We start from the raw sequence: 23855 nt of genomic DNA, 5'->3' as shown, positions 1-23855 counted from the left end.
ATTGTGTCGAGTTCGGTACATAGCTGACACGCCCACAACACCCTTGCCCGCTACCCTCGTCCGCCGCAACACGTCCTCCCGACAGCACTTCCCGCCTCCGGGCCGGACGCCTATGCTGGAATCAAATCTCGCGGCCTATCTTCGTGGTTGGCAGCCAACCTGGCAGATGAACGCACGCATGCACAACGCCCAAGCCCCTGTGAACGATGATCAAAAAGCGCCTGGCGACGACAAACGCTGGAACATTCGCGCCCTGATCGTCGACGATGACCTCCCGATCCGCGAATTGATGATCGACTACCTGGCCCGGTTCAACATCCACGCCAGCGGCGTCACCGACGGCACCGCCATGCGCCTGGCGATGCAGGCCGAACATTTCGACGTGGTGGTGCTCGACCTGATGCTGCCCGGCGAAGACGGCCTGTCGCTGTGTCGCTGGCTGCGCGCCGAGTCGGACATTCCGATCCTGATGCTGACCGCCCGCTGCGAGCCCACCGACCGGATCATCGGCTTGGAACTGGGCGCCGACGATTACATGGCCAAGCCGTTCGAACCCCGGGAACTGGTAGCGCGCATCCAGACGATCCTGCGCCGGGTGCGCGATGACCGCACCGAGCAACGGGCCAACATCCGTTTCGACAACTGGCGGCTGAACAGCGTGCTGCGCCAGTTGGTCGCCGCCGATGGTTTGGTGGTGCCGCTGTCCAACGCTGAATTCCGCCTGCTCTGGGTGTTCATCGAGCGTCCGCGCCGGGTCCTGAGTCGCGAACAATTGCTGGATGCCGCCCGCGGTCGGTCGATCGAAGCCTTCGATCGCAGCATCGACCTGCTGGTGTCGCGTCTGCGGCAGAAGCTCGGCGACGACCCGAAAGCCCCGCAACTGATCAAGACCGTACGCGGTGAAGGTTACCTGTTCGACGCCCGGGACATCGGCTGATGCGGGCGCGCTTCGATACGCTGTTCGGCCGCCTGTTCGGCGTGCTTCTGGTGGCGATTATCCTGGCGCACCTGCTGGCCTTTGCCTGGTTTCACTATTACGGCCCGCCACCACCTCCGCCTCCACCACCGGAGTTTTCCGAAGCCTTTGACCGCCAGCGCCCGCCATCGGACCCACGCCTGGCGAATCGGCCAGCCCGGCCCTGGTTTGGCGGACCTGTCGTGCCGCTGACCTTTCAGTTGATCTCGCTGATCATTGCCGCCTGGTACGGTGCCAAGTTACTCAGCCGGCCGATCCAGCGGCTGAGCGACGCCGCCGAGCGTTTGAGCGAGGACCTCAACAGCCCGCCGCTGGACGAGTCCGGCCCTCGTGAAGCGCGGCAAGCGGCGCACACCTTCAACAAGATGCAGCAACGCATTATCGAGCAAGTCAAACAACGCTCGCGGATGCTCGGTGCCGTGTCCCACGACCTGCGCACGCCGCTGTCACGGCTCAAGCTGCGGCTGGAGCAGATCGACGACGACAGGCTGCAAGGCCAGATGCGCCAGGATCTGGACGACATGATCAGCATGCTCGACGCCACCCTCACCTACCTCCACGAACAGCGCACCAGCGAGGCGCCGCAGTGGATGGATGTGCAGGCGCTGGTGGAGTCCCTGAGCGAAAACGCCCAGGACCAGGGCGCCGATGTGCAGGTCAACGGCCACTGCGCACCGCTGCAAGTGCAGCCGATGGCGTTGCGCTCCTGCGTCAACAACCTGCTGGACAACGCCCTGCGTTACGCCGGGCAGGCGTTGATCACCCTGGAAGACCACCGGGATGTGCTGTTGATCCGGGTGATCGACCACGGGCCGGGCATCGCGGCGGAGCAACGTGAAGCGGTGTTTGAACCGTTCTTCCGTCTGGAAGGGTCGCGCAATCGCAATTCCGGCGGCGTCGGCCTGGGCATGACCATCGCCCGCGAGGCGGCGCAGCGCATGGGCGGGCAGTTGAACCTGGAAGAAACCCCGGGCGGTGGGCTGACCGCCGCGATTCGCCTGCCGCGAGCCTGAACATCACACCGTCCGAATGTGGAAGCGGCGTCCACAGCACTTGTACACCCACCGGTACAAATCCCACATACCCACGACACTTTTTCCATTGAGGCTGCATAAGCCGGTACACCCACCGGATTTCCCTTACAAGGAGTGAGCCCAATGATAGGTAGCGTCAGCAACTATACGAGCTACACCAGCACCAGCAGTACCACCGCCAGCAGCGCCCGTTCGCAACCGTTCCAGAAAGAACTGCTCGCCAAACTGGACACGAATACCGACGGTGCCGTGGATCAGGACGAACTCAAGCGTGCGCTGTCGCAGAAAAACGACGACGGCCTGCTGGTCAGCCTGAGCAAGAATTTCGCCGACCTGGACAGCGACGACAGCGCCAGCCTGAGCAGCGAAGAGATGGCCGCCATGGCGCCCCCGCCGCCACCGCCGCCACCGCCAAGGGACCAGGCGCCGGACACCGAACTCGCCGACGCGTTGATCAGTGCCTTGGACGCAGACGGTGATGGCGTCATCAGCAGCGATGAACTCGGCAACGGCCTGACCCGCGCTGGCAGCACTGCCGACAGCCTGGAAATTTTCTCGGCCCTGGACAAGAACGAAGACGGTACTGTCAGCCAGGACGAACTGGCCGCAAGCCTTGCGCCACCACCGCCGCCCGCTCAAATGTCCAGTGACGACCAGTTCAGCGCGCTCGACGCCGACAGTGACGACAGCGTCAGCGCCAACGCTCGATCGACCACCCGCGAAGCCCTGGACAAAATGATCGCCAACCTGAGCAAGCAGTATTCGCTCGATAGCGTGGCGAGCGTGGGCAAGTATCTGGACGTGGCGACCTGAGTCAAAAGCTTCCACAGAAGTTTCAGGCGCTATGCAGGCTGAAGGTCCAGCACAAACAAGTGTGGGAGCGGGCTTGCTCGCGAAGAGGGCGTGTCAGTCAACATTGATGCTGACCGACCTGCCGCTTTCGCGGGCAAGCCCGCTCCCACAGGGCTGCGGGTGACGCTGGACTCAGCGCTTGCGCAGAATCACGCTACCGATCGAGTACCCGGCGCCGAACGAGCTGAGCACCGCCAGCGAACCGGCCGGCAGGTCGTCCTGATGTTTGTGAAAGGCAATCACCGAGCCGGCGGAGCTGGTGTTGGCGTAGGTATCGAGAATCACCGGCGCCTCCTGCTCGGTGGCGTCGCGGCCGAGCAGTTTCTTGACGATCAGGTGGTTCATGCTGAGGTTGGCCTGGTGCAGCCAGAAGCGCTTCACGTCGCTGACGTTGAGCTGGTTCTCTTCCAGATGCGCACCGATCAGCTCGGCCACCATCGGGCACACTTCCTTGAACACCTTGCGGCCTTCCTGGACGAACAGCTTGTCCCTGGCGCCGATGCCCTCTTCCGCCGCGCGGTTGAGGAAGCCGAAGTTGTTGCGGATGTTGTTGGAGAACTTGGTCAGCAGTTTGGTGCTGACGATGTCGAACTGGTACTGGGACGTGGCCAGGTCGGCGCGTTCGATGATCACGGCGGTGGCCGCGTCGCCGAAGATGAAATGGCTGTCGCGGTCACGGAAGTTCAGGTGGCCGGTGCAGACTTCCGGGTTGACCATCAGGATCGCCCGGGCCTGACCCAGCTGGATGCTGTTGGCGGCGGTCTGGATGCCGAAGGTCGCCGAAGAACACGCCACGTTCATGTCAAAACCGAAACCCTGGATGCCCAGCGCCTCCTGGACTTCGATGGCAATGGCCGGGTAGGCGCGTTGCAGGTTGGAGCAGGCGACGATCACGCCGTCGATGTCCGCCGCGGTTTTGCCTGCACGCTGCAAGGCTTGCTCGGCGGCGCCGATGGCCATCTGGCAGAGCACCGACCATTCCTCGTTGGAACGCTCCGGCAGGCGCGGCGCCATGCGCTGCGGGTCGAGGATGCCGTCCTTGTCCATGACAAAGCGGCTCTTGATGCCGGACGCCTTTTCGATGAACGCAGCGCTGGATTCGGTCAGTGCTTCGATTTCACCGCGCGCGATGGCGTCGGCATTATCGGCGTTGAATTGCGCCACATACGTATTGAAAGACTGCACCAGCTCTTCGTTGGAGATGCTGCTGGCCGGCGTGTAAAGGCCGGTGCCACTGATGACGACGTTATGCATGGTCGTGTCTCTGATCTGTTCAGGCAGAAAGCATTGGCACCGACGTACCAATACACAAAGGGTCTATTCCCATCCGGGGGACGCAAACCTGGCATCGCTTTATTCCGACAGGCGACCTGGCCGAGGGCTCTGGGGCGCGAAATCGACGTTTATGGTCGCGAAGTTTGCCATAAACCTTGGGTTTTGGCGCCTTTCTCAGGCACAAATGAAATCCTGTGGGAGCGGGCTTGCCCGCGAAGGGGCCATCAAATCCAACACCTATATGGACTGACACACCGCTTTCGCGGGCAAGCCCGCTCCCACAGGTATTGCGTAAGCCTTAGGCCTATGGCTCGACCTGGCTCCACTGCTTGCTCAGGCGCTTGTCGGAGATGGGCACCTTGGTGCCCAGTTGCTGGGCGAACAACGACACCCGGTACTCTTCCAGCCACCAGCGATACAGCTCCAGCTGCGGGTCGCGCTTGCCCTCCTGGGCGTGCTTGTTGGCGCGGGTCTGGTACTGGGTCCAGAGATTGGACAACTCGCCGCTCCAGACCCGGTCCTTTTGCACTTGCGCCCCCAGTTTTTCGAAACGCTGTTCGATCGCCTTGAGGTAACGCGGCAGTTCCTTGAGCCATTGCATCGGCGTTTCGCGGACAAAGCCCGGGTACACCAGCTGGCTGAGTTGCTGCTTGATGTCATTCAGGGCCACGGCTTGCGCCAGGTCGATCTTGCCCTTGAAGCGTTTTTGCAGGCCATGCCAGAGCTTGAGAATTTCCAGGGTCAGCTTCGCCAGGCGTTCGGCGTGCTCGGTCCAGGCACCGCGCTTGCGCTCGGCCAGGGATGCCAGCCCGGCGCCATCACGGGGCAAAGGGTCTTCACCGTCGAGAATGCAGCTGTCGAGGCTGGCCAGCAGGATGTCTTCCACCAGCGCATCGACACGCCCCAGGTCGCGGTACAGCAGGCCCAGTTCGGTCAGGCCCGGCAACTTGCCGCGCAGGAATTTCGCCGGCTCCGCCAGTTGTTGCATCAGCAGGCGCTGCAAGGCACGACGGTGCTGGAACTCGGCTTCGGCCGGCGTCGAGAAACGCCCCTCCTTGACCGTACCGCCCTCCTCCACCAGCGCCGGATAGACCGTCATCGACAGCCCGGCGATCTTCTGCTGGGTTTTCTCGGCCACGGCGGCAAACACTTTCGGCTCGACCGGTTGCTGGCTTTTCGCGGTTTGTGGCACCGCCAGGGCGGCCTGGCTGGCCTCGGCGAAACGCGCCGTCAGCTCGACCAGGTCACGGCCTTCACCCAGGAACTTGCCCTGGGCATCGACGATTTCCAGGTTCATGCGCAGATGGCTTTCGACTTGCTGCGCCGCTTCGGCCCAGGCTTCATCGCTGACGCGGGCACCGGTCATGCGCAGCAACTCGCGGCCCAAGGCCTGGGGCAGCGAGCCGTCGGCGAAGGTCATGCGCTGCAAGGCAGCCTTGACGAAGTCCGGCACCGGCACGAAATTCTTGCGCAACGCCTTGGGCAGGTTGCGCACCAGGGCAATGCACTTGGCCTCGATCACACCCGGCACCAGCCACTCCAGGCGCTCGGGCGGCAGCATCGGCAACAGCGGCGCCGGCACGCGCAGGGTCACGCCGTCGCGCGGATGATTCGGTTCGAAGTGATAGCTCAGGGCCAATTCCAGGTCGCCGATGTGCAGAGTGTCCGGGTAATGCTGGGCGGTGACTTCACTGGCCTCGCGGGCCAGTACATCTTCTTCGCGCATGATCAGCAGCTGCGGGTCTTTCTGGCTGTTGATCCGATACCAGCTGTCGAAGGTCGCGGTCTGGTGGATCTCCGCCGGCAGCCGTGCGTCGTAGAAGGCGAACAGGGTTTCTTCGTCGGCGAGAATGTCGCGGCGACGCGCCTTGGCCTCCAGCTCGTCGAGCTGCTCCAGCAGCTGCTTGTTGGCGGTCAGGCACTTGGCTTTCGACTGGATCTCGCCGCGCACCAGCCCTTCGCGGATAAACAGTTCGCGCGACACCACGGGATCGACGGGGCCGTAATGCACCGGACGACGGCCGACCACGATCAGCCCGAACAAGGTGATTTGCTCGAAGGCCACCACCTGTCCGCGCTTCTTCTCCCAATGGGGTTCGAAGTGGTTTTTCTTGATCAGGTGCCCGGCCAGCGGTTCGATCCAGTCGGCGTCGATCTTGGCGACCATCCGCGCATAGAGCTTGGTGGTTTCCACCAGCTCGGCGGTCATCAGCCATTGCGGGCGTTTCTTGCCGATCCCCGAGGAAGGGTGAATCCAGAATCGCCGCTGACGGGCGCCAAGGTAGTCGCCGTCTTCAGTCTTCTGGCCGATCTGACTGAGCAACCCCACCAGCACCGCTTTGTGCAGTTTCGGGTAGTCCGCCGGTTCTTTGTTGAGGCTCAGCTGCATGTCGCGGCAGATCAGGCTCAACTGGCGATGGGAGTCGCGCCACTCGCGCAGACGCAGGTAGTTGAGGAAATTCTTGCGGCACCAGTTACGCAGCGGGCTGGCGGTCAGCGCCTGGCGCTGCTCCTCGAACCCGCGCCACAGATTGACCAGCCCGGCGAAATCCGAATCGACGTCTTTCCACTGTGCATGGGCCTGGTCCGCCGCTTGTTGGCGCTCCGGCGGACGTTCGCGCGGGTCCTGGATCGACATGGCGCTGGCGACGATCAGCACTTCCTGCAAACTGCCGAGCTTGGCCGCTTCGAGCAACATGCGGCCCATGCGCGGGTCCACCGGCAGCCGCGCCAGCTGACGGCCGAGCGGGGTCAGCTGGCTGTTGCGGTCCACCGCCGACAGCTCTTGCAGCAGGTTGTAACCGTCGCTGATGGCCTTGCCATCCGGCGGCTCGATGAACGGAAACGCGGTGACCTCGCCCAGGCGCAGGTGCAGCATCTGCAAGATCACCGCCGCGAGGTTGGTGCGCAGGATTTCCGGATCGGTGAATTCCGGGCGGCCGAGGAAATCCTCTTCGCTGTACAGGCGTATGCAAATGCCCGGCTCGACCCGCCCGCAGCGGCCTTTGCGCTGGTTGGCGCTGGCCTGGGAAACCGCTTCGATGGGCAGGCGCTGGACCTTGGCGCGGTAGCTGTAGCGACTGATGCGCGCGGTGCCGCTGTCGATCACATAGCGAATGCCCGGCACGGTCAGCGAGGTTTCCGCGACGTTGGTCGCCAGCACCACGCGACGCCCCGGATGCGACTGGAAAATCCGTTGCTGTTCAGCCGGCGACAAGCGCGCGTACAACGGCAGAATCTCGGTGTGCTTGAGCTGGGCCTTGCGCAACATGTCAGCGGCGTCGCGGATCTCCCGTTCGCCGGGCAGGAACACCAGCACGTCACCCGGGCTGCGGCGTTCGCTGCGCTCATAAGCGGCGATTTCGTCCAGGGTGGCGAGGATCGCCTGATCCACCGTCAAGTCGTCTTCGACGCGGTTGCCCTCCTCGTCCTGTTCCAGGGTCAGCGGGCGATACCAGGTGTCCACCGGGAACGTACGGCCGGAGACCTCGACAATCGGCGCATCGTCGAAGTGCCTGGAGAAGCGCTCCAGGTCGATGGTCGCCGAGGTGATGATGACTTTGAGGTCCGGACGGCGCGGCAGCAGGGTTTTCAGGTAACCGAGCAGGAAGTCGATGTTGAGGCTGCGTTCGTGGGCTTCGTCGACGATGATCGTGTCGTAGCGTTCCAGATAGCGGTCGTTCTGGGTTTCCGCCAGCAGGATGCCGTCAGTCATCAACTTGATCAGGGTGTTGGCATCGCTCTGGTCTTCGAACCGTACCTGATAGCCGACCAGCGCGCCCAACGGTGTGTTGAGTTCTTCAGCGACCCGGCTGGCCACGCTGCGCGCAGCAATCCGGCGCGGCTGGGTGTGGCCGATCAAACCGTGTTGGCCGCGACCGATTTCCAGGCAGATCTTCGGCAACTGGGTGGTTTTGCCCGAGCCGGTTTCACCGGCGATGATTAGCACCTGGTGCTGTTCCAGCGCCTTCTTGATTTCGTCGCGCTTGGCGGCGATCGGCAGGCTGTCGTCGTAACGAATCACCGGCAGGCTGGCCTTGCGCGCCAGCACCTGATCACAGGACGCCTGCATGCGTGCCACCCACTGGGCCAGCTTGGCCTCGTCGGGTTTCTTGCGCAGCTCAAGCAACTGCCGCCGCAGCCGGTGGCGGTCGGCGAGCATGGCGTGATCGAGGTTTTTCAACAGTTTGTCGATGGAGGGCGATTCGTCGGTCATCGGGTACGCAATTCGGTCGTGTAGTGGCGCAAAGGCGGCGATTGTCGCAGATTTTACGGCCGCTGCGCGGCCGATCGCGAGCAGGCTCGCTCCCACAATGGATCTACAGAGACCTCAAAACCGGGTGCACAGCGGTCAAATGTGGGAGCGAGCCTGCTCGCGATCGGCCGCGCAGCGGACGCAGAAAACTACTCGTTATCAAAGCCCTTGCGCCGATACGGGAACACATCAATCACCTTCCCCGCCCGAATCGCTTCCTGCAAACCTTTCCAGTAATCGGCGTTGTACAACTCGCCATGCAGTTGATCGAACAACTTGCGCTGCCCGGCGTCGGCAAACAGGAACGGTGGAAACTCTTCCGGGAACACGTCCAGCGGCCCGATCGAGTACCAGGGCTCGGAGGCCATTTCGTCCTCCGGCGTTCGCGGCGCCGGGATGTGGCGGAAGTTGGCTTCGGTGAGGAAGCAGATTTCGTCGTAGTCGTAGAACACCACCCGGCCGTGACGGGTGACGCCAAAGTTCTTCAGCAGCATGTCGCCGGGAAAGATGTTCGCCGCCGCCAGTTGCTTGATCGCCAGGCCGTAATCTTCCAGCGCCTCGCGGACCTGCGCCTCGTTGGCGTTTTCCAGGTACAGGTTCAAGGGCGTCATCCGCCGCTCGGTCCAGCAGTGGCGGATCAGCACCGTGTCGCCTTCCACCGACACCGTGGAGGGTGCGACGTCCAGCAACTCTTCAAGGCACGCCGGATCGAATTTGCCGAGCGGGAAACGGAAGTCGGCGAACTCCTGGGTATCGGCCATGCGCCCGACCCGATCGACGCTTTTGACCAGGCGATACTTCTCGATCACCGTGGCGCGGTCGACGTTTTTCGACGGCGAGAACCGGTCCTTGATGATTTTGAAGACGGTGTTGAACCCCGGCAGGGTGAACACGCTCATCACCATGCCGCGCACGCCGGGCGCCATGATGAACTGGTCATCGGTGTTGGCCAGGTGATTGATCAGCGCCCGGTAGAACTCGGACTTGCCGTGCTTGTAGAAGCCGATCGAGGTGTACAGCTCGGCGATGTGCTTGCCCGGCAGGATGCGCTTGAGGAAGCCGATGAACTCCGCCGGCACCGGCACATCCACCATGAAATACGAACGGGTGAACGAGAAGATGATCGACACGTCGGCTTCGTCGGTGATCAGCGCGTCGATCTGGATGCCACGGCCTTCCAGGTGCAGCAGCGGAATCGCCAGCGGCCATTGCTCGTCGGCGGTGTAGATGCGCCCGACCAGGTAGGCGCCCTTGTTGCGGTAAAGCACCGAGGAAAACAGCTCGACGCTCAGGTCCGGGTCCTTGCACACCCAGTCCGGCAGGTTCTCGCGCAGTTGCGCTTCGAGGCGACGCAGGTCGCCCGGCAGGTCGGCGTATTCCTCGCTGAAGCGGTAGTCAGCGAAGATGCTCGCGAGCATGCCGGACAACTGGCCCTGGGGTTTGTAGGTACGGGTTTGCGCGGCCCGCGCCCGGCGCAGGCTCGGCCGGGTGGTGTGGATGAACATGCAGCCATCGCTGATCAGGTCGTGGCTGAACAACCCGCAGAAAATCGAGTTGTACCAGGTCTCGGACAACTCATCGTCGAAACGCAGGTCGATCAGGCTGATGTAGGCGCTTTTGACCAGCGGCCAGCAACTGACGTCCAGCGTGTCACTGTCGAATGCGATACGCAGCCGCTCGACCGTTTCGCTGACTTTCTCTTCGTAGAGGTTGATCCGCGCCGCCGAAGCGGCTTGCGTCTCCTGCCACTGGGCCCGCTCGAAACGGGCCCGGGCACCGTCGGTGATCTGCCGGAAATGCTCGCGGTAGTCGTCAAAGCCATCGAGGATCAAGCGGGCGATGTCGGCGGCTGGCCAATGCTGCGGCATGGTGAGACCTCTGCGGGAATTCGTGAGCCCTGAGCTTAGCCAGTCAAGCGGGTGCAGGAGAAGTGTAATTTTCCAGGCACCGCTTCTTCGCGGCCCTGGAGAGTTTGATGCCCGTTTTCCGGTTGCCATCGGTCTGGCGCTCGGCAACACTCTCGTCCCGATAAAGGAAGGAGAGCACCGTGAACCCCGTCGATACTGTTCGTTTGCTGTCACTGGCGGCCATCTGGGGTGCGAGTTTTCTGTTCATGCGCATCATCGCCCCGGTGATTGGCACGATCCCCACAGCCTTCTTTCGCGTTTCGATCGCGGCTGTCGGGCTGCTGGTGATCCTCGGGCTGATGCGCATCAGCTGGGATTTCAAGGGCAAGCTGAAAACCGTGATGTTGCTCGGGGTGATCAACTCCGGTATTCCGGCGACCCTGTATTCGGTGGCCGCCCAGGTGCTACCCGCCGGTTACTCGGCGATTTTCAACGCCACCACGCCGCTGATGGGGGTGCTGATCGGCGGGCTGTTCTTCCATGAGCGGCTCACTGGCGCCAAGCTCGGCGGGGTGTTCCTGGGGTTGTTCGGCGTCGGCGTCCTGACCCGTGCCGGTCCCGTGGCGTTCGACCTGCAATTGCTGATGGGCGCCGTCGCCTGCCTGCTCGCCACCACCTGCTACGGCTTCGCCGGGTTCCTCGCCCGCCGCTGGCTCGATCAGGCCGGCGGGCTCGACAGCCGACTGTCGGCGCTGGGCAGCATGCTGGGGGCGACGCTGTTTGTATTGCCGCTGTTCGGCTACAGCGTGATCAGCGAACCACCGGCGAGCTGGGGTGGCTGGAACGTCTGGTTGTCGTTGCTGGGGTTGGGCCTGGGATGCACGGCGTTTGCGTACATCATCTACTTCCGCCTGCTCAGCTCGGTCGGCCCGGTGAAGTCGATGACCACGACTTTCCTGATTCCGCCGTTCGGGGTGTTGTGGGGAGCGCTGTTTCTTGGTGAGCCGGTGTCGATGGCGCATCTGTATGGCGGGGTGTTGATTGCGGCGGCGTTGTGGCTGGTGTTGAAGCCGACGGTGGTGAAGGCTGCCGAGGTGACGGCCAAGTAGGTTTTTGGTGATGCTGATGACGCCTTCGCGGGCAAGCCCGCTCCCACAGGATTTTCGCTGAACCTGTGGGAGCGGGCTTGCTCGCGAAAGAGCCGGTCCAGGCACTACAACACTGACTGACTCACCTCCCCATCCACCAACCGCCGAATCCCCAGCGGATTAGCGTTCTGCAGTGCCTCGGGCAGCAACGCATCCGGATAATTCTGGAAGCACACCGGCCGCAGGAAACGGTCGATGGCCAGGGTGCCGACCGAGGTGCCCCGCGCGTCCGAAGTCGCCGGGTACGGCCCGCCATGCACCATCGCCTCGCACACCTCGACCCCGGTCGGATAGCCGTTGAGCAGAATCCGCCCGACCTTCTCTTGCAGCAACTCAGCCAGCCAGCGGAACGCCAGCAACTCATCGGCCTCGCCAATCAGCGTCGCGGTCAGTTGTCCGCGCAGGCCCTGTAGCGCCGCCGCCAGCTGCGCCCGATCCTCGACTTCGATCACGATGGTGGTCGGCCCGAACACTTCCTCCTGGAGCAACTCATCGCCCTTGAGCAACAGGCTGATGTCAGCCTTGAACACTTGCGGCTGCGCCTGGTCGCCCTGTTGCGGCTTGCCGGCCAGGTGCGTCAGGCCCGGATGTTCATGCAGTTCGCCAAGCCCCCGGCTGTAGCTGGTCAATGCGCCGGCGTTGAGCATGGTTTGCGCCGGTTGCTGGTTCATGCTGGCGCAAAACGTTTCCAGGAAGGTGCTGAACTGCGGCGATCGCAGGCCGATGACCAGACCGGGATTGGTGCAGAACTGGCCGCAACCCAGCGTCACCGAACCGGCCAGTTGTGCCGCGATTTGTTCGCCGCGAACCGCCAGCGCTTCCGGCAACAGGAACACCGGGTTGATGCTCGACATCTCGGCGAACACCGGTATCGGCTGCGGCCGGGTCGCGGCCATGTGGCTCAGGGCATTGCCGCCCTTGAGCGAACCGGTGAAGCCCACGGCCTGGATCGCCGGATGCTTGACCAGCCATTCACCGACGCCACCGCCATAGATCATGTTGAACACGCCGGCCGGCATACCCGTGCGCTCGGCGGCGCGAATGATCGCGTCCGCGACCCATTCGGCCGTTGCCATATGCCCGCTGTGGGCCTTGAACACCACCGGGCAACCGGCGGCCAGTGCCGAAGCGGTGTCGCCCCCGGCGGTGGAAAAGGCCAGCGGAAAATTGCTGGCGCCGAACACGGCCACCGGCCCGAGGGCAATGCGGTACTGGCGCAGATCCGGGCGCGGCAATGGCTGGCGATCAGGCAATGCGCGGTCGATCCGCGCCCCATAGAAATCGCCACGACGCAGCACCTTGGCGAACAGCCGCAACTGGCCGCTGGTGCGGCCGCGTTCACCTTGAATACGCCCGGCCGGCAACGCCGTTTCACGGCACACGGTGGCAACGAACTCATCGCCCAGCGCATCGATTTCGTCAGCGATGGCATCGAGAAACTGCGCGCGCTTTTCCGCGCTCAGGTTGCGGTAGATCGGATAGGCCGTGGCGGCCGCCCTGGCGGCGGCATCCACTTCGGCTTCACTGGCCTGGAAGAACCGTACCGGCAAGGGTTCAGCGGTGGTCGCGTCGAGGCTTTGCAGTTGCACCGTGCCGTTGGCGCTGCGACGGCCGCCGATGTAGTTGTGTCCGAGTAACGGGGTCATGGGATGTCCTTGACCGGCAGACAACGCCGGAAATTGAAAATTTAAAGCGCCCGCACCTGACCGATCGCCAGCGGCTGGGCGCTTTCGCCGATGCCGTTTTCCAGCGGTGCGCCGAACTCATCGAGGCTGATCTGGAAGCGATCCCCCGGCCGGGTTTTCACGCCGTCGGCAAAGGACAAGGTGGCAGTGCCGAAGTAATGCACGTGGACATCACCGGGGCGCAAAAACTGCGCGTACTTGAAGTGATGGAATTCCAGGTTGGCGAGGCTGTGGCACATGTTGTCTTCACCGCTGAGAAACTCCTTTTCCCAGAGCGTTTCGCCATCGCGGGTGATGCGGCTGGTGCCCGCCAGGTGGCTGGGCAATTCGCCAACGCGCAGCTCCGGACCATAGGCGCAAAAGCGCAGCTTGGAATGGGCGAGGTACAGGTAATTGCGTCGCTCCATGACATGGTCGGAAAACTCGTTGCCCAGCGCATAACCGAGGCGATAGGGCTGGCCGTCGTCGCCGATCACGTAGAGCCCGGTCAGCTCCGGCTCTTCACCGGCATCTTCGGCGAACGGTGGCACCGGGAAGTCCGCGCCAGGGCGCACGACGATGCTGCCGTCGCCCTTGTAGAACCATTCCGGCTGCGCCCCGACCTGCCCGTCCGCCGGTTTGCCGCCCTCCAGGCCCCACTTGAAAATGCGCATGGTGTCGGTCATGCCGGCTTCGACCGTCCCCTCCTGCTGGTGCATTTTGTCCCGGGTCGAGGCGCTGCCCAGGTGGGTCAGGCCGGTGCCGCTGATCAGGCAATGGGCCGGGTCTTCGTGGTCCAGCGGTGGCAGGACCAGGCCTTGCTGCAACAGTTGTGCGTAGTCCGGGCCCGGCTCGGTGCCGCGCAGGGCAACCTCGTCTTGCAGGCTGCGTTGGGCGCGGATTGCCGCGAGTGCCAGCTCGCGGGTGCTGCGGGTGCCCTTGAGCACCTGGACCCGTGAACCTTCAACGACGCCAACCTGGCGCTCCCCGGCAGTGTTTTCAAATTGAATCAGGCGCATGTCAGCCCTCGCAAAAGTCGTGGGTGGCGCCGCCCGCGAGCGGCGCCTGAAGGTCACTCGATGATGTTGAAGTCGCTCAGGTACTCATCGGAGATTTCCAGGCCCAGGCCCGGCTTGTGGTCGTCGAGCTGGATGTAGCCGTTGACCGGTTGCGGCTCGCCCTTGAACACGTAGTAGAAGAGTTCGTTGCCGACCTCGACGTCGAACACCGGGAAAAACTCGGCCATCGGCGAGGCGGTGGTGGACATGGTCAGGTGGTAGTTGTGCATCTGCCCGGCATGGGGGATCACCGGCACCGACCAGGCTTCGGCCATGGCGTTGATCTTGCGCGCGGCGGTGATGCCGCCGACGCGGTTGGTGTCGTACTGGATGACGTCGATGGCGCGACGTTCCAGCAGGTCCTTGAAGCCATAGGAGGTGAATTCGTGCTCACCGCCGGAGATCGGCATGATCCCCATTTTTTTCAGTTCGATGTAACCCTCGATGTCGTCGGCGATCACCGGTTCTTCCAGCCAGCGCGGTTCGAACTCGGCCAGTTTCGGCAACATGCGCCGGGCGTATTCCAGGGTCCAGCCCATGTAGCATTCGAGCATGATGTCGACGTCGGGACCGGCCAGCTCACGCAGGGCGCGCACCTGTTCGATGTTCTTGCGCATGCCCGCCGGGCCGTCTTTCGGCCCGTAGCCGAAGCGCATTTTCAGCGCGGTGAATCCCTGGCTCAGGTAGCCCTGGGCTTCTTCGAGGAACAGGTCGAGGTTGTCGTTGGCATAGAGCTTGGAGGCGTAGGTCCAGATTTTTTCCTTGGTGCGCCCGCCCAGCAGCTTGAACACCGGTTTGTTCACTGCCTTGCCCATGATGTCCCAGATCGCGATGTCGATCGCCGAGATCGCCGCCATGCCGATGCCCTTGCGGCCCCAGGCGTGGCTCTGGCGGTACATTTTCTGCCAGATGTATTCGTTGTCGAACGGGTCTTCGCCGATGGCGATCGGTGCCAGGTAAGTGTCGATGATTTCCTTGGCTACGCGTGGCGCCAGGGCGCAGTTACCGATGCCCACCAGGCCGTTGTCGGTCTCGACTTCCACCACCAGCCAGCCGTGGAAACGGAACGAGCCCATGGCGTCGCCGCGCTCGAACAGGATGTCGCTGGCGTTGGTGCAAAAGTGCGCTTGAGGCGGGACGACTTTGCCTTTCCACTCGAAGACGCGGGTACGGATCGCTTTGATTTTCATGAATTCAATTCCTTGCTAATGCTTTGGTAGTGATCAGCCAACCTGAGCCGGTGTGAGCTGCGAGGGGGTTATGTGCGTGGTGCGAAGTCGGGACAGCAGGATGGCGCCGAAGAGGCCGACCAGGGCCAGGGCGAACATGCCGGCCCGGGGGTCTGCGAATGACGTTTCCATCACGGTTTTCAGGTTCGGCGCGACGAAGCCGCCGAGGTTGCCGAGGGAGTTGATCAGGGCAATCCCGCCGGCTGCGGCGGCACCGCTGAGGTAGCTGGTAGGAATGGTCCAGAACAGGGGCTGCACCGAAACGAAACCGGCAGCGGCGAAGCAGAAGGCGAGCACCACCGGGACCATGCTGGTGCCCAGCGCCGAAGCGGCGATGCCCAGGGCGGCCATGGTCAGCATGCACACGGCGAGGCGGCGATGCTGGCCGGTGCGGTCGGCGTAGCGAGTGACGAGACGGGTCACGATCAGGGCGCAGATCCACGGGATCGCGGTGATCAGGCCGACGTTCAAGCCGATGTGCCCGTCCAGCAGGCCGGCAATCCGTGTGGGCAGGTAGAACACCACGCCGTACACACTCATCTGGATGGTGAAATAGGCCATGCAGAATTGCAGCACGCGAGGGTTGCGCAAGGCACTGAGGAAGCCATGGGGGCTGCTGTGTTTTTTCTGCGCGTCTTCTTCGGCCAGGGCATTTTCCAGCGCCAGCTTTTCTTCCACGCTGAGCCAGGTGGCCTGGGCCGGACGGTTGACCAGGTAGAAGTACGCGGCGATGCCGACGACCGATGCCATCAGGCCTTCGACCACGAACAGCCACTGCCAGTTGGTCAGGCCGAACACACCGTGGAAATCCAGCAACCAGCCCGACAACGGGCTGCCCAGCACCAGCGCCAGCGGCAGGCCGAAGTAGAACAGACCGAGGGCCTGGCCGCGGCTCTGCGCCGGGAACCAGTAGGTGAGGTAGAGAATGATGCCCGGGAAGAACCCGGCTTCGGCCACACCCAGCAGGAAGCGCAGCACGTAGAAGGTTTCGGCGTTGTGGGCGAACATCATCGCCGCCGACACCAGGCCCCAGGTGACCATGATCCGGCACAGCCAGACCTTGGCGCCGAGGCGGTGCAGCATGTAGTTGCTGGGCACTTCGAAGAACGCGTAACCGATGAAAAAGATACTCGCGCCGAAGGCGAACGCGGCATCGCCCAGGCCGGTGTCGGCCTGCAAGGCTGCCTTGGCGAAGCCGACGTTGGATCGGTCGATGAAGGCCAGGATGTACATCAGGATCAGAAACGGTAGCAGGCGAAGCCGGCTTTTGGAGATGGCACTGGACAGGACCAGGGCGGAATCTGGACGGGACATGCGGAGGTTCCTTTTTGCTGCCGGTATCGGCCTTGCGGAAGAGACAAGGCGGGCTTTTTGTAGTTGTCATTCGCCTGATTGCAGCGGCCGGAAGTGACCGGTTGCGTTCATTCGATGGAGCGACTTTAGCCAGCACCCGGGGTGGCGGATAATCACTTATGCACATCCATCGATAACCTGAGGTGATAGCAAAAACCGCTTATTGCGCATGTCGGGTTATCAGCCAAAGCACAAAAAAATGTGGGAGCGGGCTTGCTCGCGAAGAGGCCGTGTCAGTCGGCATTGATGCCGCCTGACACACCGCTTTCGCGAGCAAGCCCGCTCCCACATTGGAGTTACGTCGTTTTATAGACCGAGAATCAGTAGCTGTTGCCGCCCATCCGGCAGGCGATTTCGAAGGCCTGGCGGGTGGCGCCGACGTTGGCCTTGCCCTGCCCCGCGATGTCGAACGCGGTGCCATGGGCCGGGGTGGTGATCGGGATCGGCAGGCCGCCCTGCACCGTCACGCCACGGGAGAAGCCCATCAACTTGATCGCGATCTGGCCCTGGTCGTGGTACATCGTGACCACCGCGTCGAAGGCGCTGGCATCGCCCTGGACCTTGAGGAAAATCGTGTCGCCCGGATACGGGCCTTCGGCGGCGATACCCAGCGCCTGGGCCGTGCGCACCGCCGGGCCGATGATGTCCAGTTCTTCACGGCCGAACGAACCGTTGTCGCCGTTGTGCGGGTTCAAGCCGCAGACGCCGATGCGCGGTCTTTGCAGGCCGCTGCGTTTGAGGGCGGTGTCGATCAGTTGAATCGCTTCCACCACGCGTTTTTCATTCAGCAGGCCCGACACTTCGGACAGCGCCACATGGGACGTCACCCGAGAAGTCCAGAGGTTGTCGAGCACATTGAATTCGCAGAACGGCCCGTGGAAATCCAGCAGTTCGGCGAACCAGTGCAGCTCGTCGTTATGGGCCATGCCGGCCATGTGCAGCGAGGTCTTGTTCAGCGGCCCGAACAGGATGGCGTCGGTGATCCCCGCCTCGGTCAGGCGCAGGGCTTTTTCCAGGGTATCGAGGCTGTAGCGGCCGCCCATCACGCTGGCTTCGCTGCGGGGGAATTCACCGTGGGTGTCGCCGCGAAAGTCATAGAACAGTGGCGTGTCGTCAACAAACGACAGCTGCTCCAGCGACTCCACGCGACGATAGGGAAACTCCACGCCGGCGATGCGCATGCCGCGACGCATTTCCGCCTCGTCGGCAATCAGAATGACCTGGGCCTGGCTGCGCACCCCGGGCTCGCCGAGCAAGCGCGCGATCAGTTCCGGACCGATGCCCGCCGGGTCGCCCAGGACCATGGCGATGGTTGTCTTGTTCATACTTCACTCCTCAAGGTTCAGGCCTCGGCGCAAGGCTCGCCATGCCACTTATTGTCAGGTGGAGCCGCCGCATTGCCTTATTGGCGCTGGCGAGCACTATCGAAGGCCGGGCGATAACCGTCTAATCAAATCTTGAAATCGGGCGATAGCCGCACGTTATGGCAAACCCGGGTTTCACGGCAATTTGCCTGACCTGCTAATGTTTCCGTTTGTTGCGGCTACAGCTCTGATCCGGGGCTTTGCGCCACTACCGGCGCTTTTTGCCTGGCGAGCTATAACCCCAGGCTATCGGTGTATGTATTGTTTTGACTAGACGCGGCGACGCAGCGTTCCCACACTCGATCCAGGCTTGCGGCTTTACCGCACAGACAAGTCACACATAACAACTACAAAAAACGAGGCCCTTCCATGCGAAATGCATTCGTCCGTCGCACATCCCGTCTGTTTCTTGGTTGTACCCTGATCGCCGCCGGCGCGCTTCCCGCACTGGCCCAGGCCGCCTGGCAACCGGACAAGAACGTGGAAATCGTCGTCGCCGGTGGCCCCGGTGGCGGTACAGACCAGCTCGGTCGCCTGATCCAGTCGATCATCACCACCCACAAATTGCTCGACGTCAACACCATCGTCCTGAACAAGGGCGGCGGCAATGGCGCCGAAGCCTTCCTCGACCTGAAAATGAACAAGGGCGATCCGGAAAAACTGGTGATCGGCACCAACAACATCTACCTGTTGCCGCTGGTATCGAAGCTTGGCTACCAATGGCAGGAACTGACGCCGATTGCCGCCGTGGCCGAGGACGACTTCATTCTCTGGAGCTACAAGGACGCGCCCTGGAAGGACGCCAAAGGTTTCTACGAAGCGGTCAAGGCCGATCCCTCCAACCTGCGCATGGGGGGCAGCCAGTCCAAGGATGTCGACCAGACCCTGACCCTCCTGCTGAACCAGACCACCCACAGCAAACTGGTGTACATCCCCTTCAAGAGCGGCAGCGAAGCCGCGACCCAGCTGGCCGGCAAACACATCGCCGCCAACGTCAACAACCCCAGCGAAAGCATCAGCCAATGGCGCGGCGATCAGGTCCAGCCGCTCTGCGTGTTCAGCAAGGAACGCATGAGCTACACCGAGAAAGTCGCCGGCGACAAATCCTGGGCCGACGTGCCGACCTGCCACGAGCAAGGCCTGGGCATTGACCAGTACCGCTTCCCGCGCACCGTGTTCATGCCCGGCGAAGTCACCGCCGAACAGCGGGCGTTCTATGTCGAGCTGATGCGCAAAGTCACCGAGACCCCGGAGTTCAAGGCCTACGTCAAGCAGAACGCGCTGGTGCCCACTTTCCTCGAAGGCGAACCCCTGACCGCCTACATCGAAAAAGACACCGCCCGCGTGACTCCGGTGTTCAAAGAAGCCGGCTGGCTGAAAAACTGAGTGACCCACGGCCGTGCGCCTGCGTACGGCCGTCACCTCTGGAGGTGTCTTCATGTCCCATTCTTCGGATTCACCGGCGCTGGTCGGTACCCGCTGGGTCGAACTCGGCCTGACGCTGTTCACCACGCTGATCGGCGTGGTGGTGATGTTCGGCAGTGTCGAACAAGGTATCGGCTGGGGCGATTCCGGCCCCGAGCCGGGTTACTTCCCCTTCTACATCGGCTTGATGCTGAGCGCTGCCAGCGTGGCCAACGGCGTGTTGACCCTGGTGCGCTGGCACGCGTTGAGCGTTTCATTCGTCAGCCGCAGCGCGTTCAAGCAAGTGATGTCGGTGTTCATCCCGATTGCGCTGTTCGTCGGCGCCATGCCGTTCACCGGCCTCTATGTGGCCTCGGCCTGCTTCATCGCCTGGTTCATGTGGCGTGACAAAGTCCGCGCCAAGCCTTACGGCAAATGGATGATCGCCAGCGTCTCCCTCGGCGCCGTGCTGGCCAGCTACCTGATTTTCGCGCTGTGGTTCAAGGTCCCGCTGGATGCCGGCCCGTTGGGCGACTGGATTGCCCTGGCCGGGAGATCTTTCAAATGAGCGAATTCGATTCCCTGTTGCAAGGCATGAACCTGATCCTGACCCCGGGCCACATCGGCCTGATGGTGATCGGCGTGCTGCTGGGCATCCTGGTCGGCGTGTTGCCCGGCCTCGGCGCCCCCAATGGCGTGGCATTGCTGCTGCCGCTGACGTTCACCATGTCGCCGGTGTCGGCGATCATCCTGCTGTCGTGCATGTATTGGGGCGCGCTGTTCGGCGGTTCGATCACCTCGATCCTCTTCAATATTCCCGGTGAACCCTCATCGGTGGCGACCACCTTCGACGGCTACCCGATGGCCCGCGAAGGTCGCGCCGCCGAAGCGCTGACGGCCGCCTTCAGCTCGGCACTGATCGGTGCGCTGGCCGGCGTGCTGCTGTTGACCTTCCTGTCGACCAGGATCGCCGCGTTCGCCATGTCGTTCAGCTCGCCGGAATTCTTCGCGGTGTACCTGCTGGCGTTCTGCACGTTCATCGGCATGAGCAAGAACCCGCCGCTGAAAACCGTGGTGGCGATGATGATCGGTTTCGCCATGGCGGCGGTCGGCATGGACACCGTGTCCGGCAACCTGCGCCTGACCTTCGACCAGCCGATCCTGATGACCGGGATCAGCTTCGAAGTGGCGGTGATCGGTTTGTTCGGTATCGGCGAAATCCTCTGCACGGTCGAGGAAGGCCTGGTGTTTCGCGGCGAGCACGCGCGCATTACGCCCATGGTGATCCTGCGCACCTGGGCCAAACTGCCGCGTTACTGGTGGACGATCGTGCGCAGCACGCTGGTCGGTTGCTGGATGGGCATCACGCCGGGCGGCCCGACGGCGGCCTCGTTCATGAGCTACAGCCTGGCGCGGCGCTTCTCGAAGAATCGCGACAACTTCGGCAAGGGTGAACTGGAAGGCGTGATCGCTCCGGAAACCGCCGACCATGCGGCAGGCACCAGTGCCTTGCTGCCGATGCTGACCCTGGGCATTCCCGGTTCGGCGACCGCGGCGGTGATGCTCGGCGGCCTGATGATCTGGGGCCTGCATCCCGGCCCGACGCTGTTCGTCGAGCAACACGACTTCGTCTGGGGCCTGATCGCCAGCATGTACCTGGGCAACGTGGTCAGCCTGATCGTGGTGTTGGCCACCGTGCCGCTGTTCGCCTCGATCCTGCGCATTCCGTTTTCGATCATTGCGCCGATCATCATCATGGTCTGTGCCATCGGTGCCTACTCGGTGCACAACTCGTTCTTCGACGTGGTGCTAATGCTCGGCTTCGGCGCGCTGGGTTACCTGTTCAAGAAACTCGGCTACCCGATCGCGCCGCTGGTATTGGCGGCGGTGCTGGGCGACAAGGCAGAGGATGCGTTCCGCCAGTCGATGCTTTTCTCCGACGGGCACATCGGGATTTTCTGGTCCAACCCCTTGGTGGGCAGCCTGACCACCGCAGCGCTGCTGATGCTGTTCTGGCCGCTGATTTCCAAGGCGCTGGGCACCCTGACGGGCCTGCGCAAACCGCAGGTCGCCAAGCCAAAATCGGTGCTGTGACACAGCAATGCTGGCAACGCCTGACATTTGTTGTCAGGCTTGCCGCAGTCTTTTTTGCGAGTGCGGCCCATGACCCGAACGCCTGATGTCCGAATTCCGGAAGCCAATGTGATCCACAGTCGACTGCGCCTGCGCCAACTGCGCCTGATGCTGGCGCTGCAGGAATTCGGCTCGTTGCGCCGCGCCGCCGACCACATCGGCATGACTCAGCCGGCCGCCACCAAGATGCTGCATGAGGCCGAGGACTTGCTGGGCGTCGAACTCTTCGAACGCCTGCCCCGGGGCATGCGCTCCACCCCGTTCGGGGAAACCGTCATCTACTACGCGCGCATGGTCTTCGCCGAACTCAGCGGCATGCGCGAGGAACTGGTGGCGCTCGAATCCGGCAACCTCGGCCGGGTCGCCGTCGGTGCCATTCCGGCCCTGTCTTCGGGATTGCTGACGCGCACCATCGCCACCCTGAAACAGAGCCATCCGCGCTTGTCCATGAGCATCCAGGTCGATACCAGCGACGTGCTGGTGCAGGCCTTGTTGCAGGATCAACTGGACATCGTGCTGGGGCGGATCCCGGCCGGTGCCCGGGCCGAGGAGTTGCTGTTCGACAGCCTTGGCGAAGAAGCCCTGTGCGTGATTTGCGGCGCGCAAAACCCCCTGGCGCAGGAGCAACAACTGACCTGGGCCGAGTTGCAGAACCAGACCTGGGTACTGCAACAACATCCCAGCCCGATGCGCGCGATCATCAATCAGGTGTTTCACAACGCGCGGGTCGATATCCCCAGCAGCATCGTTGAAACCACCTCGATCATGACCTTGCTCTCGCTGATCCAGCAGACCGATATGCTCGGCGTCACGCCAGTGTCGGTGGTCGAGGATTATCCCGGTCGGGATTTGCTGGCGGTGTTGCCGATCAAGTTTGAAGCCCGCCTGCCGCCGTATGGGCTGATCACCCGGCGTCATCGCATTCAATCGTCGGCGATGCAGGCGTTCATGAATTCGGTGCGGGCCGAACATGCGCAAGCCCAATGAAAAAGGCCCGGAGCAAGCCCCGGGCCTTGACGGGCTCACGCCGTTTTACGGAACACAAACACCAGGCCGACAATGATCAACAGCATGCCCAGCAGGCTCAAGATCGCCAGCCGGTTACCGAAAATCAGGTAGTCCATCACCGCCGTCACCGCCGGCACCAGATAGAACAAACTGGTGACATTCACCAGATTGCCCCGGGCGATCAGGCGATACAGCAGCAGGGTTGCCAGCACCGACACCACCAGCCCCATCCACAACACCGGCACGACAAAACCACTGTTGTGCTCGAAGTGAAACGGCTGGAACGGCACAAAGATCCCGCACAGTAACAACCCGGCCAGGTACTGCACCGGCAGCGTGCCCAGGGGATTGTCGGTGATGCGCTTTTGCATGATCGAACCGGCCGTCATGCTCGCCAGCGCCAACAAACCGAAAAGCATCCCGGCCAGCGACATGCCGGCCAGACCGATGCCCTGATAGACCACCATGACCAGCCCGGCCAGCCCCAGCGACAAGCCGAACATCCGGCTGGCTGAGCGCTGGCGTTCCATGATCACCACCGTGAGGATCGGCTGCACCCCCATGAGGGTCGCCATCACGCCAGGCGTGACCTTCAGGTCGAGGGCCAGCAGATAAAAAATCTGATAGGCCCCCAGCAACACCACCCCGGTGGCCATCGCATACAGCATCGGTTTTGCGCCCTTGGGCCACTTCAGCTTGAGCAACGGCATCAGCAGCAACAAACCGCACAAGGCAATGACAAAGCGAACCAGCAGGAAAGCAAAAGGCGAGGCATGGGCCAGGCCCCATTTGGAGAAGATCGCCCCGCTGCTCCACAGCAGGACGAACAGGCTCGTGGAAGCCGCCGCGAGTGCGGACTTTTGAGAAAGGACAAACATGAATACCACCTGTAGTCAGGCAAAAAAGCCAACTCAGCCGAAGCTGAAATTCAGTCGTTTTTTCAGGCGGGCGCAAGGATTCAGCAGAGAAACGCTGATCAGCCCCGGACGCCAACGCCCGGCGGTGATACGACTGCGCACACCGGTGTGCTACTGACAGGTGGAGGGTAATGACTGATCTGCACAGGCTGCTGATTCCCGCACGGCACGACGCCAGCGTTGACCGCTGAAACGACTACCGCGTTGATGGGGGATGCAGGCATGGGCTGATCTTTTGCAGAGGGATAATAAAGTGAGGGTTTTGTACTCACCGTGCGCCGACTATAACCAGCGCTCGACATGGATTGCAATAAGTGTAGGAGCGAGCATGCTCGCGA

General features: G+C 62.7%; 17 protein-coding genes. 8 read left to right on the top strand and 9 right to left on the bottom strand.

Translation table 11 applies throughout. The features are described 5' to 3' along the window. The first annotated feature begins 178 nt into the window (after positions 1 to 178). The 3 genes from F8N66_RS09550 (at position 179) to xopAW (ending at position 2823) form a co-directional block, all read left to right on the top strand. Complete coding sequence (locus F8N66_RS09550; RefSeq protein WP_150769926.1) at positions 179 to 937, top strand: response regulator; 759 nt, start codon at positions 179 to 181, stop codon at positions 935 to 937. Next, complete coding sequence (locus F8N66_RS09545) at positions 937 to 1989, top strand: sensor histidine kinase (RefSeq protein ID WP_150769925.1); 1053 nt, start codon at positions 937 to 939, stop codon at positions 1987 to 1989. Before F8N66_RS09550 ends, F8N66_RS09545 begins: the two co-directional genes overlap by 1 nt. A 144-nt stretch (positions 1990 to 2133) precedes the next feature. Next, entirely contained in the window at positions 2134 to 2823 is a 690-nt protein-coding gene (gene xopAW, locus F8N66_RS09540) for a XopAW family type III secretion system calcium-binding effector (RefSeq protein WP_150769924.1), read from the top strand. 171 nt (positions 2824 to 2994) lie between these two features. Here xopAW and F8N66_RS09530 read toward each other — a convergent pair whose 3' ends face one another. From F8N66_RS09530 to aceK, 3 genes are all read right to left on the bottom strand, one after another. After that, positions 2995 to 4116, bottom strand: coding sequence for a beta-ketoacyl-ACP synthase III (locus F8N66_RS09530; protein WP_150769923.1), 1122 nt, complete (start codon positions 4114 to 4116; stop codon positions 2995 to 2997). 325 nt (positions 4117 to 4441) lie between these two features. Continuing rightward, entirely contained in the window at positions 4442 to 8353 is a 3912-nt protein-coding gene (gene hrpA, locus F8N66_RS09525) for an ATP-dependent RNA helicase HrpA (protein ID WP_150769922.1), read from the bottom strand. 188 nt (positions 8354 to 8541) lie between these two features. Further along, a complete protein-coding gene (gene aceK / locus F8N66_RS09520) occupies positions 8542 to 10260 on the bottom strand; it encodes a bifunctional isocitrate dehydrogenase kinase/phosphatase (RefSeq protein ID WP_150769921.1) in 1719 nt (572 codons plus the stop codon). Positions 10261 to 10439: 179 nt separating this feature from the next. Between aceK and F8N66_RS09515 the strand changes: the two genes are divergently transcribed. Next, positions 10440 to 11348, top strand: coding sequence for a DMT family transporter (locus F8N66_RS09515; protein ID WP_150769920.1), 909 nt, complete (start codon positions 10440 to 10442; stop codon positions 11346 to 11348). A 104-nt stretch (positions 11349 to 11452) separates the two neighbouring features. On the opposite strand, the gene F8N66_RS09510 is transcribed toward F8N66_RS09515, so the two are convergent. The 5 genes from F8N66_RS09510 to F8N66_RS09490 form a co-directional block, all read right to left on the bottom strand. Continuing rightward, complete coding sequence (locus F8N66_RS09510) at positions 11453 to 13033, bottom strand: aldehyde dehydrogenase (NADP(+)) (protein WP_150769919.1); 1581 nt, start codon at positions 13031 to 13033, stop codon at positions 11453 to 11455. A 41-nt stretch (positions 13034 to 13074) separates the two neighbouring features. Beyond that, positions 13075 to 14070 carry an AraD1 family protein gene (gene araD1 / locus F8N66_RS09505; protein ID WP_150769918.1) on the bottom strand — a complete coding sequence of 332 codons (996 nt, stop codon included), beginning with the start codon at positions 14068 to 14070 and terminating at the stop codon, positions 13075 to 13077. A 53-nt stretch (positions 14071 to 14123) separates the two neighbouring features. Continuing rightward, positions 14124 to 15299: an L-rhamnonate dehydratase gene (locus F8N66_RS09500; protein WP_150769917.1), complete on the bottom strand. Its 1176-nt coding sequence runs from the start codon at positions 15297 to 15299 to the stop codon at positions 14124 to 14126. Between the two features lie 33 nt (positions 15300 to 15332). After that, entirely contained in the window at positions 15333 to 16652 is a 1320-nt protein-coding gene (locus F8N66_RS09495; RefSeq protein ID WP_150769916.1) for an MFS transporter, read from the bottom strand. Between the two features lie 359 nt (positions 16653 to 17011). Then, a complete protein-coding gene (locus F8N66_RS09490; RefSeq protein ID WP_150769915.1) occupies positions 17012 to 18016 on the bottom strand; it encodes a 4-hydroxythreonine-4-phosphate dehydrogenase PdxA in 1005 nt (334 codons plus the stop codon). A 408-nt stretch (positions 18017 to 18424) separates the two neighbouring features. Here F8N66_RS09490 and F8N66_RS09485 point away from each other — a divergent pair, with 408 nt between their 5' ends. The 4 genes from F8N66_RS09485 (at position 18425) to F8N66_RS09470 (ending at position 22579) form a co-directional block, all read left to right on the top strand. Beyond that, complete coding sequence (locus F8N66_RS09485; RefSeq protein ID WP_150769914.1) at positions 18425 to 19441, top strand: Bug family tripartite tricarboxylate transporter substrate binding protein; 1017 nt, start codon at positions 18425 to 18427, stop codon at positions 19439 to 19441. A 52-nt stretch (positions 19442 to 19493) separates the two neighbouring features. After that, positions 19494 to 20027, top strand: a complete 534-nt coding sequence (locus F8N66_RS09480; RefSeq protein ID WP_150769913.1) for a tripartite tricarboxylate transporter TctB family protein — start codon at positions 19494 to 19496, stop codon at positions 20025 to 20027. Next, positions 20024 to 21553 carry a tripartite tricarboxylate transporter permease gene (locus tag F8N66_RS09475; RefSeq protein ID WP_150769912.1) on the top strand — a complete coding sequence of 510 codons (1530 nt, stop codon included), beginning with the start codon at positions 20024 to 20026 and terminating at the stop codon, positions 21551 to 21553. The genes F8N66_RS09480 and F8N66_RS09475 overlap by 4 nt, the downstream gene beginning before the upstream one ends. Positions 21554 to 21622: 69 nt before the next feature. Further along, positions 21623 to 22579 (top strand): LysR family transcriptional regulator, encoded by a 957-nt coding sequence (locus F8N66_RS09470; protein ID WP_150769911.1) that lies wholly within the window; start codon positions 21623 to 21625, stop codon positions 22577 to 22579. 35 nt (positions 22580 to 22614) lie between these two features. Here F8N66_RS09470 and F8N66_RS09465 read toward each other — a convergent pair whose 3' ends face one another. Next, positions 22615 to 23478, bottom strand: a complete 864-nt coding sequence (locus tag F8N66_RS09465) for a DMT family transporter (RefSeq protein ID WP_150769910.1) — start codon at positions 23476 to 23478, stop codon at positions 22615 to 22617. Positions 23479 to 23855: the final 377 nt, after the last annotated feature.

Source organism: Pseudomonas fluorescens (assembly GCF_902498195.1).
Classification (GTDB): domain Bacteria; phylum Pseudomonadota; class Gammaproteobacteria; order Pseudomonadales; family Pseudomonadaceae; genus Aquipseudomonas; species Aquipseudomonas fluorescens_BU.
The sequence above is the reverse complement of the archived record's forward strand: the minus strand, read 5'-3'. Positions and strand labels throughout refer to the sequence as shown.